At 72.7% G+C, this 13,073-nt stretch carries 12 protein-coding genes; 8 read left to right on the top strand and 4 right to left on the bottom strand.

Translation table 11 applies throughout. The features are described 5' to 3' along the window. The first annotated feature begins 23 nt into the window (after positions 1-23). The 3 genes from ACWDYJ_RS28395 to ACWDYJ_RS28405 are packed head-to-tail and all read left to right on the top strand — an operon-like array spanning position 24 to position 2,295. Complete coding sequence (locus ACWDYJ_RS28395; RefSeq protein WP_451568453.1) at positions 24-803, top strand: LamB/YcsF family protein; 780 nt, start codon at positions 24-26, stop codon at positions 801-803. A gap of 2 nt (positions 804-805) precedes the next feature. Then, positions 806-1,423 carry a 5-oxoprolinase subunit B family protein gene (locus ACWDYJ_RS28400; protein ID WP_451568454.1) on the top strand — a complete coding sequence of 206 codons (618 nt, stop codon included), beginning with the start codon at positions 806-808 and terminating at the stop codon, positions 1,421-1,423. After that, the gene (locus ACWDYJ_RS28405) at positions 1,420-2,295 is read left to right on the top strand and encodes a 5-oxoprolinase subunit C family protein (protein WP_451568444.1); all 876 of its coding nucleotides are present in this window, start codon (positions 1,420-1,422) and stop codon (positions 2,293-2,295) included. The genes ACWDYJ_RS28400 and ACWDYJ_RS28405 overlap by 4 nt, the downstream gene beginning before the upstream one ends. A 531-nt stretch (positions 2,296-2,826) precedes the next feature. On the opposite strand, the gene ACWDYJ_RS28410 is transcribed toward ACWDYJ_RS28405, so the two are convergent. From ACWDYJ_RS28410 to ACWDYJ_RS28420, 3 genes are all read right to left on the bottom strand, one after another. After that, entirely contained in the window at positions 2,827-3,339 is a 513-nt protein-coding gene (locus ACWDYJ_RS28410) for a DUF2867 domain-containing protein (protein WP_451568445.1), read from the bottom strand. 570 nt (positions 3,340-3,909) lie between these two features. Further along, complete coding sequence (locus tag ACWDYJ_RS28415; RefSeq protein WP_451568446.1) at positions 3,910-5,307, bottom strand: HEAT repeat domain-containing protein; 1,398 nt, start codon at positions 5,305-5,307, stop codon at positions 3,910-3,912. A gap of 342 nt (positions 5,308-5,649) precedes the next feature. After that, positions 5,650-6,051: an ankyrin repeat domain-containing protein gene (locus tag ACWDYJ_RS28420; protein WP_451568447.1), complete on the bottom strand. Its 402-nt coding sequence runs from the start codon at positions 6,049-6,051 to the stop codon at positions 5,650-5,652. A 307-nt stretch (positions 6,052-6,358) separates the two neighbouring features. Between ACWDYJ_RS28420 and ACWDYJ_RS28425 the strand changes: the two genes are divergently transcribed. After that, positions 6,359-6,553 carry a hypothetical protein gene (locus ACWDYJ_RS28425; RefSeq protein WP_030031218.1) on the top strand — a complete coding sequence of 65 codons (195 nt, stop codon included), beginning with the start codon at positions 6,359-6,361 and terminating at the stop codon, positions 6,551-6,553. Positions 6,554-6,714: 161 nt separating this feature from the next. Continuing rightward, positions 6,715-8,355: a hypothetical protein gene (locus ACWDYJ_RS28430; RefSeq protein WP_451568448.1), complete on the top strand. Its 1,641-nt coding sequence runs from the start codon at positions 6,715-6,717 to the stop codon at positions 8,353-8,355. 63 nt (positions 8,356-8,418) lie between these two features. On the opposite strand, the gene ACWDYJ_RS28435 is transcribed toward ACWDYJ_RS28430, so the two are convergent. Next, positions 8,419-9,921: an SCO1417 family MocR-like transcription factor gene (locus ACWDYJ_RS28435; protein ID WP_451568449.1), complete on the bottom strand. Its 1,503-nt coding sequence runs from the start codon at positions 9,919-9,921 to the stop codon at positions 8,419-8,421. Positions 9,922-10,123: 202 nt separating this feature from the next. On the opposite strand from ACWDYJ_RS28435, the gene ACWDYJ_RS28440 reads away from it, so the two are divergent. The 3 genes from ACWDYJ_RS28440 to ACWDYJ_RS28450 all read left to right on the top strand — a co-directional run bounded on the left by ACWDYJ_RS28440 (position 10,124) and on the right by ACWDYJ_RS28450 (position 13,011). Then, on the top strand, positions 10,124-10,894 hold the full coding sequence (locus ACWDYJ_RS28440) for a glycerophosphodiester phosphodiesterase family protein (protein WP_451568450.1): 771 nt from the start codon (positions 10,124-10,126) through the stop codon (positions 10,892-10,894). Between the two features lie 67 nt (positions 10,895-10,961). Continuing rightward, the gene (locus tag ACWDYJ_RS28445; protein ID WP_451568451.1) at positions 10,962-12,335 is read left to right on the top strand and encodes an MFS transporter; all 1,374 of its coding nucleotides are present in this window, start codon (positions 10,962-10,964) and stop codon (positions 12,333-12,335) included. 301 nt (positions 12,336-12,636) lie between these two features. Further along, positions 12,637-13,011, top strand: a complete 375-nt coding sequence (locus ACWDYJ_RS28450) for an RNA polymerase-binding protein RbpA (RefSeq protein WP_007262928.1) — start codon at positions 12,637-12,639, stop codon at positions 13,009-13,011. The last annotated feature ends 62 nt before the right edge of the window (positions 13,012-13,073 follow it).

The following is a 13,073-nucleotide window of genomic DNA, read 5'->3' on the forward strand; positions in this document are numbered from 1 at the left end:
TCTACGCTCGCCGCATGGCTCCCATGATCACACCTGCCACAGCCGCGATCGACCTCAACGCCGACCTCGGCGAGGGCTTCGGACGGTGGACGCTCACCGACGACGAGGCCCTGTTGTCGGTCGTGACGAGCGCGAACGTGGCCTGCGGCTTCCACGCGGGCGATCCGTCGATCATGCGTCGGGTCTGCGAGCTGGCCGCCGAGCGGGGCGTACGGATCGGGGCTCAGGTCTCCTACCGTGATCTGGCGGGGTTCGGGCGGCGGGCGATGGACGTGCCGCCCCGCGAGCTGGCGGACGAGGTGGCCTACCAGATCGGGGCGCTGGAGGTGTTCGCGCGGGCGGCCGGCTCCCGGGTGTCATATGTGAAACCACACGGTGCTCTGTACAACCGCACCGTGCACGACGCGGACCAGGCAGGCGCGGTCGTCGCCGGAGTCCGGCTCGCCGCCGGAGCCGCGGGCCTGCCGGTCCTGGGCCTGCCCGGCTCGCTGCTGCTCGCCGCCGCCGAGGAGGCCGGACTGGGCGCCGTACCGGAGGCCTTCGCGGACCGGGCCTACACGGCGCTCGGGACGCTGCTCCCGCGCGGCGAGCCGGGGGCGGTGCTGCACGATCCCGACGCCGTGGTCGCGCGGGCCGTCAGGATGGCCGCCGAGGGCGCGGTGACGGCGGCCGACGGATCCCCGGTGGCGGTGGCGGCCCGCTCGCTGTGCCTGCACGGGGACACCCCGGGAGCCGCGGAGCTGGCCCGGCGGGTGCGGGAGGCGCTGCTCGGCGCCGGGGTCCGGGTGGAGGCCTTCGCGTGAGGATGCGCGTGCTGCCGGTGGGGACCGAGGGGCTGCTGATCGAGGTGGGTTCGGCCGCCGAGGTGGCCGCGCTGCACGCCGAACTCCTGCGGCGGCGGGACACCGGCGAACTGGGCGGCGTACGGGACATCGTGCCCGCCGCGCGCACCGTACTGCTGGACGGCGTACCGACGCCCGGCCCGCTGGCGGAGCGGATCCCGGGCTGGGACGTGCCGCCGCTCACGGAGTCCGAGGGGCCCCTGGTCACCGTCCCGGTGCGGTACGACGGGCCCGACCTGGCCGAGGTGGCCGGCCTGTGGGGAGTGGCGGAGCGGGAGGTGCCCCGCCTCGTCGGGGGCATCGCCTTCCGGGTGGCCTTCTGCGGTTTCGCGCCCGGGTTCGGCTACCTGACCGGGCTCCCGGAGCGCCTTCACCTGTCCCGGCGCGCCACGCCCCGTACGGCGGTCCCTGCGGGCTCGCTGGGCCTGGCGGGCGAGTACGCCGGGGTCTACCCCCGCTCCTCGCCCGGCGGCTGGCAGCTGATCGGATCCACGGACGCGGTGCTGTGGGACCCCTCCCGCGAACCGGCGGCCCTCTTCACACCCGGGGTACGTGTGCGGTTCACGGAGGCGGCGGCATGAGCGAACTGCTGGTGGTCCGGCCGGGGACGCTGACCACGGTCCAGGACTTCGGCCGCCCCGGGTACGCGCACCTGGGCGTACCCCGCTCGGGCGCACTCGACGTGGCCGCGCACGCCCTCGCCAACCGGCTGCTGGGCAACGCGCCCGACGCCGCGACGCTGGAGACCACCCTGGACGGGGTCGGCCTGCGGGCGCTGACGGTGGTGACGGTAGCGGTGACCGGCGCACCGTGTGCGGTACGGGTCTCAGGGCGCCCGGCGGCCTGGGGAGCACCGGTCCGGCTCCGGGCCGGGGCGGAGCTGGACGTCGGCCGGGCGGAGTCGGGGCTGCGCAGCTACATCGCCGTGCGGGGTGGCATCACCGTCCCGCAGGTGCTGGGCAGCCGCGCGACGGACCTGCTGTCGGGCCTCGGGCCGCCGGCGCTCTCGGCGGGGACGGTACTGCCGGTGGGCGCGCCCGGACGGGATCCCGTCTGCGGGGCGGACACCCTGCGGGTGCCGGGGCCACCGGCCGAGTTGGTGCTGCCGTTGCGGCTGGGGCCCCGGGCCGACTGGTTCACGGCGGCTTCGCTCGAGGCCATGGGGCGGGCGGCGTACCGGGTCTCGGCGGAGTCCAACCGGATCGGCCTGCGCACGGAGGCGGGACCGCCGCTGGCCCGCAGCCGCGCGGGGGAACTGCCCAGCGAGGGCATGGTCCTGGGCGCGGTGCAGGTGCCCCCGGACGGCCTGCCGGTGATCTTCCTGGCCGACCACCCGGTGACGGGCGGCTACCCGGTGGTCGGCGTGATCCCCCCGGGCCCCGCCCTCGACGCGGCGGCCCAGGCCCGGCCGGGGACGGGGATCCGGTTCGTGGGGGCGGGGCGGGGGCGTTGAGGGTGGGGGTGCGGGGACCCGTAGGCGGGGGTGTTGGAGGCGGGGCGGCGGGGTGGGGTGCGGGGGTTTCCCTGACGGGGTCGGGGGAGTGCTGGGGGCTTCCCGCCAGTCCACTGTCCTTTCGTGTCGGTCCGGTCCCTCAAGGGCGCTCCTCCTTCGTCGTCGCGTCGCTGCGCGATGGCCTTCGGCCACCCTTGACCGACCGGCCCGCCCCGAAATGCCAAAGACTGTCGGGAAACCCCCAAAGGAACGGCATGGGGGACAGGGAGGCATACGGGCCTGGCAGGGAAGCGGGACTGTGTCCCGGCCTTCCCGGAGCACGGCCCCCGGGAACACCGCCCGAGACCTCGTCCAGGGTGAGGCCACGGCCCGACAGATCGAAACAGCGGCCAGGAGCGCCCCAGCCCCTACGCATCAGATCGCTACTCGCTCCGCACGTCTCGGCGTCTACAGCCCGTCCTGGGCCGGACACAAGCCGCCCACGACCGCACGCACCTGAGGTCGTCACGCGTCGAAGAGGCCGGCATGGGGCTACGTGACCGACGGCCGGACGCGGGCCAGGAGCGAGGCGACGATGACATGGTGGAAAGGCTCGATCGCACGGAAGTAGAGGCGGCCGACCGGCCGGTCGAAGCGGACGACCGTGGTGCAGACGCCTTCGAGACCTGATCCGTCCTTCTTCGGCCGCACTGCGAACGAGGCGCGGAAGCTGAGGTGCTTGTCGTCGTCTCCGCAGAGGATCTCGTCCTCAGCGACGTGCAGGACGCGGAACGGCCCAGTCTTCGCTCCCGGCTCGATGCGCGTGTCCCTCGGCTCGCCCCGCTCCTGCACGTGCAGGCCGAAGGGGGCCACCACCTTGTCGCGTACGGCCATCAGCCGACCGATCCACGCGGGTCGGCCCTTGAGGAGAAGCTGCGCGAACTCCTCCGCGCTCGTACCGGCCGGCAGGTCGACGGCTACCGCGTCGACGTGGTTGTACGACCCCAGGCTCGCGCCTGCCGCTTCCACCACGGGTGCGACGTGTCTGCGAACGGTCCGGCTCATCTCGCAACCCCCTGCTCGGCGTTGCCTCATTAGCTCATACGACGGTCAGTCGCCTTCCATGGGGAGCGTCTAGCGGTCGTGGGCGGCTTGTGTCCGGCCACGGACGGCCGGCGGTCGCTGAGACGTGTGGAGCGATGGGCGGGCTGTCGCGCCCATGCTCCGGGCACCGTCCTGACGCCGTGGGATGGCCTCTGGCTATGGGCTGGGCCGGAGATGGTGATCCCGGGGGCTGGTCCCTGGGAAGGCCGGGACACAGTCCTGCTTCCCTGCCAGGTCCGTATGCCTGACTGTCCCCCATGCCGTTCCTTTGGGGGCTTCCCGACAGTCTTTGGCATTTCGGGGCGGGCCGGTCGGTCAAGGGTGGCCGAAGGCCATCGCGCAGCGACGCGACGACGAAGGAGGAGCGCCCTTGAGGGACCGGACCGACACGGAAGGACAGTGGACTGGCGGGAAGCCCCCAGCACTCCCCCGACCCCGTCAGGGAAACCCCCGCACCCCACCCCGCCGCCCACAAAACACATGCTGCCCCAGTGGCCCCAGGCGCCCCTACGCCGCCCCGAACACCGCCGACTACACCGCCGACTCCGGTGCGATCCGGCTGCGGACCGCCGACTGGACGTCCTCCTCCTCCGCCGGGTCCGTCGCCAGGCGGCGGAGCCGCGGGGTGACGCGGGCGTCGGCCGTTTCGGCGTGGCGGGCCGCCACCTCGCGGGTGGTCTCCTCGCAGTCCCACAGGCACTCGACGGCGAAACCGGCCGCGAAGGACGGGTCCGTGCTGGCCAGTGCTCGTGCGGCGCGGCCCCGCAGGTGCGATGAGGCCGTCTCGCGGTAGATGTGGCGCAGCACCGGCGCCGCGCAGCTGATGGAGAGCCGGCCCGCTCCGTCGACCAGGGCGAAGAGCCGGACGGTGTCCGGGCCCGATCCTCGGACGGTGGAGCGCAGGGCGCCGAGGACGAGTCCCGCGTCCTCGGCCCGGCCACGTGCCGCGAGGAGGGCCGCGGCGGCCGCTCCGAGGGCGTCGGGACGGTGGACCCACAGCCGTGCCCGCTCGACGGCACCAGGGCCGCACATGCGCTCGTACGCGGCCACGGCGGGTTCGTCACCGGCGGCTTCGATGAGGTCGAGGACGGCCGGGTTCTCCGGTTCGGCGAGGACGAGGTGGTGCAGGGCGGTGGCCCGGGCGGCTTCGCCGGAGGCGCCGGCGGCTGCCGCGAGGATCGCGGAGCGGTCCTCGGGGGCGGCCACGGCGGCGAGACAGCGGGCGGCGGGCACGTGCAGCGGGGTGCCGCGGCGCAGCCCGTCGGCGGCCCACTCGAAGACGGCCTGGACGCCCCAGCCGGGCCGGGGCCCGTTCGGGGTCAGCTGGCGCTGCCAGCGGTCGAAGGAGCCCTGCTGCCGGGCGGCGCGCACGCGCTCCCCGTACCGGGATGACTCCTCCCACAGGCACCAGGGCCGGGGCTCGTACGCGTCGCGGACGGCGGCGGCCAGCCGCGCCTCGCCGTCCGCCGTGGCGGGGAATCTGGCGAGGATCGGCGCGGCGAGGGACCGCAGTCCTTCGTCGTCGTCGCGCAGGGCGAGCTCGTCGAGGGCCCAGGCCCAGTTCGCGCCGGAGGCGGCGTACCGGCGCAGCAGCATGAGCGCGTCGTCGCGGCCGTACGAGGCGAGGTGGCCCAGTACGGACAGGGCGAGGCCGGTGCGGTGGTCCTCTTCGTCGACGAGGTCGTCGGCGCTGAAGAGGTGGGCCTCGATCTCGCCGAGGGGGCCGTCGAGGTCCAGGTACAGGCGGGCGTAGTACAGCGAGCGGTTCTCGACCTGCCAGTCCTGGCGCGGGTCGCGGAGCACGCACTGGTCGAGGGCCGCGAGGGCCTCCGGCCGGGGCGCCGCGAGCGCGTGCAGCGTGCCGTCGCCGCGGCCCCGCTGGAGGAGCCCGAGCAGGGTGCCGCTCGGCGCTATGACTGGTTCGAACATGGGAATGGCCTCAAATCAAGCTGGGGACGCAACCGGGAATCGGGATTCACAGGGCCGCGTAACAGCATGTGAGGACGTTCGCCGTCTTGTTCCGCTCGATGTAGACCATTGCCTTCTCACTCTCGTCGGTGCTTCGCGACCGCGGCGGCCGGTGCGGCAGGGGTGGGTGTGGACACCCGTCGTGTCCAGCCCGCTCCTGCCCGTCCGTCATGTTCGCGAATCGAATCCGACGCCATGATGACCCAGGCGGTTTGTGCACCGCGACCACATTTAAGGCCGCCGTGACCAAGCCGTGAGCTCGGAGGCCGGTCCAGGCCCGGTCGAGCCCGCGTCAAAAGCGGATTACTGGGCTCCGAAGAGTTCCAGCAGGTCGGCCTTGCCGAACATGCGAGCCGTGTCCACGGCGGAGGGGGTTCCGGCGCCCGGGTCGGCCCCGCCGGCGAGCAGCGCGCGGATGACGGCCTCCTCGCCCTTGAAGACGGCGCCGGCGAGCGGGGTCTGGCCGCGGTCGTTGGCGCGGTCGGCTTCGGCACCGCGTGCCAGCAGGGCCGTGACGGCGTCGGCGTGGCCGTGGTAGGCGGCGAGCATGACGAGGGTGTCGCCGCGGTCGTTGGTGAGGTTCGCGGGGACCCCGGCGTCGAGGTACGCGGTCAGCGTCTCGGTCTCACCCTGACGGGCGAGGTCGAAGATCTTGGTGGCCAGCTCGATGACGTCCTCGTCGGGAGCGTCCTGGTGCTCACTCATCGGTCGTACCGCCTTTCACTCGCTGCTTGCTGGCAAGAGTTTCCCCAGGCCGGGAGGGCAGGGGCGTGCACGGCACTGCGTCCGTACGGGTGAATCGCCAGAGTAGCGCCCAGCCGCGGACATGACGGGGGCAGCCCGAGGCAAGGATGGCCCTGGACACCTTCGCGGCGGACGCGCCAGTGGAACTGGGCCGGTCAAGTGAAAATCTCCGGCCTTCACCCATATGCACCTTTTGTCGCATTGATACTTGCTGTGAGCCTGGAAGAACTGATGGTGACCGTCCCCACCCCCCACCAGGAGACTTCTCATGGTCCTGTCCATCTCAGGTGTCGTCCTGCTCGGCATCATCTGCTTCCTGTTCTTCAAGAAGGACGGAATGAAGCTGACGCATGCGTTCGTCTGCTCGCTCTTCGGCTTCTTCCTCGCCGGCTCCGCCATCGCCCCCAGCATCACGGCGAGCACGGCGAGCCTCGCGAGCCTTCTCGGCGGGATCAAGCTGTAGGGGGCGGGCGGCGGATCACGGCCGGGGCCGCGGCCCTGATCCGCCGGACTCTCCCCAGACCGCCCCGACCGCCCCATCCGCCCCATCCGCCCCGACCGCCCCGACCGCCCCATCCGCCCCGACCGCAACGTCCCGCACCACCACAACTCCAGGAGACGACCGTGGCCCGGCGCCCACTCCCCCGATTCCTCAGCAGCGGCACCGCGTCGCTCGCCCGGGGCCGCGACTTCGCTCGCACGGCCGCCGACAGCGCCACGGACGTCCTCCATCCGCTCCTCACCATCGGACGCGGCCTGCGCGTCCTGGCTTCCGCCGGGCGGCGCAAATGGGCCGAGACCCCCAAGGACAAGCGTGGTCCCGCGCTGTTCCTGGGGGCCGCCTGTGTCCTCGTGGTCGCGCTCGTCCCCTACGGTCCACTGCTCGCCCTGATCACCCTGATGGCGGCGGCGGCCTGGCAGGGACGCGACCGCACCCCGGTGAAGTCCGGGCCGAGCGATGCCGAGACCGAACGGCTCGGCTCCCTCTACGAAGCCCTCGTGCCGTACTTCTCCATCCCGGAGGACCCGAGTCCGCTCTTCGCCCACGGCGGGGACTGGGACCAGGCCTTCAGTGGCTACGAGTTCGACGAGGCGGGCCGCGTCACCCGGCTCCGCATCCGCTACCCGGCCTACTTCACCGACGGCGAGGCCGCTTCACGGGCCCGGATCGAGGCACTGCTGCACGCCAAGTCCGGGCGCGGACGGGAGTACCTCTTCGACTGGGACGAGGAGGGCAACCAGCTCGACCTGCGGGTGCTGGCCGCGCTGCCGACGGGCATCGCCGCCCAGCCGTTCGTGACCTCCCCGGGTGAGACCCTCCTCGGCTTCACCGACGCCGGGAACGTGCGGCGCACCCTGCCCGTCATGGAGGGCGACCAGCCCCGCGACGTGCCGCCGGTGATCTGGCGGACCGGCCCCCGCTCCACCGAGCCCCACCTGCTGGCCGTCGGCCAGCCCGGCAGCGGCACCTCCACCCTGCTGCGCTCGATCGCCCTCCAGGCCCTGCGGCACGGAGGCGACGTACTGATCGTCGAAGGCGGCGGCAGCGGCGAGTACTCCTGCCTGTCCGGCCGGTCGGGCGTCCTCGCCGTCGAGTGCGGGCCGACCGGAGCCCTGGCCACCCTCGAGTGGGCCGCCAACGAGACGGAACGGCGCCTGATCGCCACCCACCAGGCCCGTGAGGCCGGCCGGCCCGCGCCCGAGGACACCCGCCGCCCGCTGTGGATCCTGCTGGACCGGCCCAGCGTGCTCGCGCACCTCGCCGCCGCCGACGGGCGCCCCGATCCGCTCGCGCAGCTCCAGGTGCCGTTGCGGCACGGCCGGGCCGCGCACATCACAGTGGTGGTCGCCGAACAGTTCGACCACCTGGAACTGCTGAACGACGCCGTCTGGCAGCACACGCGCGCCCGGGTCGTCCTCGGGCCGGCCGCCATTCAGCAGATCGCGGACGTCCTGGGCCTGCCCCCGCACACCACCCCGCCGGCGCAGCCCGCGCCGGGCCGCGGGTACGCCCGGCTGGGCGTGGGGCCGGTGCACCGCTTGCAGGTGCCGGCCACGCCGGACCCGTACGACGACGCCGCGCATCCGGGGTACCGGCAGGCGGTGCTGGAGCTGTTGCCGGAGCGGATGGCTTCCGCGGGTACGGGGGCGGGAGGTGGGCAGGGCGGTGTGACGCTGTCCAAGCCGCTGCGGTTGCAGCCGCCGGCGCAGGGGGCGTCGATCGACGCGTCGGAGATCCCGGAGGTGGCGGCGGACGCGCCGTGACCCTGGCCGGGTGGTACGGGTAGCTGGTCCCCGGGCCGGGGTGCGAGGGACGGGGACCAGGCCTTACGCCACGAACGTGCGTGGGGGTTCCGCGTCGCTGCCGGGGGTTCCTGTGGCGACCAGGCGGGCTGCCGCCGCGAGGCGGGCCGCGGCCTCGTCGGCGACCGGGCCGCTGACCGTGAAGGGGAGGCGGACGTAGCCCTCGAAGGCGCCGTCCACGCCGAAGCGGGGGCCCGACGGAACGCGGACGCCGACGCGTTCGCCGACCTCGGCGAGCCGGGACCCCGAGAGGCCACCCGCGCGGGCCCAGAGGGTGAGGCCGCCCTGCGGGACGTCGAACTCCCAGTCCGGCAGTTCCCGGCGCACCGCGGTGACCAGGGCGTCCCGGTTCTCCCGCGCCTGGTCGCGGCGGATCTCCACGGCCTGTTCCCAGCCCCCGGTCCGCATCAGCCAGTTCACCGCGAGCTGTTCCAGCACCGGCGTGCCGAGGTCGGCGTAGGCACGTGCCGCGACCAGGCTGCGGATGACGTCGGGGGCCGCGCGGACCCAGCCGATCCGCATGCCCGCCCAGAAGGCCTTGCTGGCGGAGCCGACGGTGATCACGGTCGAGCCCGAGGGGTCGAAGGAGCAGACGGCGCGGGGCATGGTCAGCTGCGGGTCCAGCTGGAGTTCGGCCATGGTTTCGTCGACGACCAGGACGGTGCCGGCCGAACGGGCCGCCTCCACCATCGCGCGGCGCTGGTCCTCGGAGGCCAGGGCGCCGGTGGGGTTGTGGAAGTCGGCGACGACGTAGGCGAGGCGGGGGGCCGCGTCGCGCAGTACCTGCCGCCAGACGGACATGTCCCAGCCGGTCAGGCCGTCCGCCATGGCCACGGGGACGAGGCGGACGCCCGCGGCGCGCATGAGCTGGAGGATGTTGGCGTAGGAGGGGGATTCGACGGCGATCCGCTCGCCCCGGCCCGCGAAGAGGCTGCAGATGGCATCGATGGCACCCATGGCTCCGGTGGTGACCATGATCTGCTCGGGCATGGTCGGGATGCCGCGCTCGCTGTAGCGGTCGGCGAGCATCCGGCGCAGTGCGGGCAGTCCGGCCGGGTAGTCGCCGTGGGTGTGGGCGTACGGCGGGAGTTCCTCCAGGGCGCCCTGAACGGCCTTGGTGAGCCAGGGTTCGGGGGCCGGGAGGGCGGCGCAGCCGAGGTCGATCATGGAGCCGAGGGACTCGGGCGGCAGCGGTTCCAGGCCGCGGGCCGGGAGCGGGTTCCCGGCCGGTACGGAAGTCCAGCTGCCCGCGCCCCGGCGGGATTCCAGGAAGCCCTCGCCGCGCAGGGCCTCGTAGGCGGCGGCGACGGTGGTGCGGCTGAGGGCGAGGGCGACGGCGAGTTCCCGCTCGGCGGGGAGCCGGGCGGCGACGGGGACGCGGCCTTCGAGGACGAGGAGCCGGATGCCGTCGGCGAGAGTGCGGTACGCGGGCAGCTTGCGGGCGCCGGGCGTGCCGGGGCGCTCCCGCTGGGAGCCGATGAGGCGGGCGAGCTGCGCGGCACCGACCGCTGAGGTCCACTGGGCCATGGAGTCCGGTCCACCTTCGTCGAATTGGCCTCAGGGGGCAGGTCCCGGGGCCGGTATTGGATTGGTTTCTCGGGTCCAGACTGTCATGTGGTGGTCGGTTCGGACCAGAGGGCGCCGGGTGCCGTGGTGGCTGTGGGGACGGTGGGGACGGTGGGGACGTTCACCGTCCCGTCCGTGTGGCCGCGCCAGGCATACTGCCGCGGTGACACACGTACGCCTTCGGCATCCGTATCTGGACCACCCCGCCCCGATTCCCTTCGCCCATCGGGGCGGCGCCGCGGACGGGCTGGAGAACACGGCCGCCGCCTTCCGCCGGGCCGCGGCCGCCGGGTACCGCTATTTCGAGACCGACGTGCACGCGACGGCCGACGGCAAGCTGGTCGCCTTCCACGACGCGACGCTGGACCGCGTCTCCGACGGGCGGGGCCGGATCGCGGAGCTGCCCTGGCAGCGGGTGCGCGAGGCGCGGGTGGCGGGGAGCGAGCCGCTGCCGCTGTTCGAGGAGCTGCTGGAGGAGTTCCCGGACGCCCGCTGGAACATCGACATCAAGGCCGAGTCGGCGCTGCACCCCCTGGTCAACCTCATCGCGCGGGCCGGGGTCTGGGACCGGGTGTGCGTGGGTTCGTTCTCCGAGAGCCGGGTGGCCCGGGCCCAGAAGATCGCCGGACCGCGGCTGGCGACCTCGTACGGGGTGCGCGGCGTGCTGGGCCTGCGACTGCGCTCGTACGCGATCCCGGCGGCCCTGCGCGTGGGCGCGGTGGCGGCGCAGGTTCCGGAGACCCAGGCGGGCATCCGGGTGGTCGACCGGCGCTTCGTGCGGACCGCGCACGAACGGGGCCTGCAGGTGCACGTGTGGACCGTGAACGAACCGGAACGCATGGAGGCTCTTCTCGACCTGGGAGTCGATGGCATCATGACCGACCGGATCGACATCTTGCGCACGGTGCTGGACCGGCGCGGGGCCTGGGCCTGACGAGCCCGCAGGCCTCCGTGCGGGCGCCTGCGGGCCGGGCCATACGGGGACCAGCGAGGGGGCACTCATGAGTGCGCAGACCACGGACGAGGCCGAGGACGGTGCGCAGGACGGCAGAGCCGCGGCCGTCGCCCGCAAGCGGGAACAGCGGGGCTGGTACTTCTACGATTTCGCGGTCTCGGTGTACTCGGCGAGCGTGCTCACCGTGTTCCTGGGGCCCTATCTGACCTCGGTGGCCAAGGCCGCCGCGGACTCCGAGGGCTTCGTGCACCCGCTGGGCATCCCGGTGCGGGCCGGCTCCTTCTTCGCGTACTCGGTCTCGGCCTCGGTGATCCTGGCCGTGCTGCTGATGCCGGTGGTGGGCGCGATCGCGGACCGGACCGGCCGTAAGAAGCCGCTGCTCGCGGCGGCGGCGTACACGGGTGCGGCGGCCACGACCGGGATGTTCTTCCTGGGCGGTGAGCGCTATCTGCTGGGCGGGCTGCTGCTGGTCGTGGCGAATGCCGCGCTATCGGTCTCGATGGTCCTGTACAACGCCTACCTGCCGCAGATCGCGGCGCCGGACGAGCGGGACACGGTCTCCTCGCGGGGCTGGGCCTTCGGCTACACCTCGGGCGCCTTGATGCTCGTACTGAACCTGGTGCTCTACCAGGGTCACGAGTCGTTCGGCCTGTCCGAGAGCGCGGCGGTACGGATCTGCCTGGCCTCGGCGGGGCTGTGGTGGGGGGCCTTCGCGCTGATCCCGCTGAGCCGGCTGCGGGACCGCGCGGTGGCGCGGGACGGGGACGCGGCCCCGGCGATCAGCGGCTGGAAGCAGCTGAAGGCGACGTTGAAGGACATGCGGCGCCATCCGCTGACCCTGTCGTTCCTGCTGGCGTACCTGATCTACAACGACGGCGTGCAGACGGTGATCTCCCAGGCCTCGATCTACGGGTCGGAGGAGTTGGAGCTGGAGCAGTCCACGCTGATCGTGGCGGTGCTGCTGGTGCAGGTGCTGGCGATCGCCGGCGCGCTGGGGATGGGGCGGCTCGCCCGGATCTTCGGCGCCAAGCGGACGATTCTGGGCTCGCTGGCCGCCTGGACGGTGACGCTGGCGGCCGGATACTTCCTGCCGGCCCGGACGCCGATGTGGTTCTTCGCGCTCGCGGCGATGATCGGGCTGGTGCTGGGAGGCAGTCAGGCGCTGTCGCGCTCGCTGTTCTCGCACCTGGTGCCGGCGGGCAAGGAGGCCGAGTACTTCTCGGCGTACGAGATGAGCGACCGGGGGCTGAGCTGGGTGGGGCCGCTGGTGTTCGGGCTGACGTACCAGGTCACGGGCAGTTACCGGGACGCGATCATCTCGTTGGTGGTCTTCTTCGCACTGGGTTTCGTGCTGCTCGCGAGGGTGCCGGTGCGGCGCGCGGTGGAGGCGGCGGGGAATCCTGTTCCCGAGCGCATCTGAGGGTGGATCGAACCTGGACTCACGAACGAATTCCGAACGGATTTCGACGTTGAAGCGAAGGGCCGGTAGTGTACGCCTTTGGCCTGCCAGGCGGACCGTTACTGCGCGCTTGATATGCGTAGACGTTGGGTGACATCTGCTGCCAGATGTGACAAAACGGGCACTGGTGGGTACAACAAGGGGCGGCACGACGGGCGACGCATGACCCGGAGCGGGAATCTATACCGCCGACCGGACGTTGACCGGATGACGACGACAGCGACACCTGTCCTGTGGGCGACAAGCCCGGGAGGCACGATTCATGAGTGAGCGAGCTCTCCGCGGTACGCGGCTCGTGGTTACCAGCTACGAGACGGACCGCGGCATCGATCTGGCCCCGCGCCAGGCGGTGGAGTACGCATGCCAGAACGGACATCGATTTGAGATGCCGTTCTCGGTTGAGGCAGAAATTCCGCCGGAGTGGGAGTGCAAGGCGTGCGGCGCCATGGCACTCCTGGTAGACGGGGATGGGCCCGAAGAGAAGAAGGGCAAGCCTGCGCGAACGCACTGGGACATGCTCATGGAGCGACGCACCCGCGAGGAGCTGGAGGAAGTGCTGGCCGAAAGGCTGGCGGTCCTGCGTTCCGGCGCCATGAACATTGCCGTGCATCCGCGGGACAGCCGCAAGTCCGCGTAGTTCGCGGACGACAGCACGACAGCACAGAACAAGCCGAGGGGCCCCGCCACACAGTGTGGCGG

The sequence above is a fragment of the Streptomyces sp. NPDC003042 genome, from assembly GCF_053591315.1.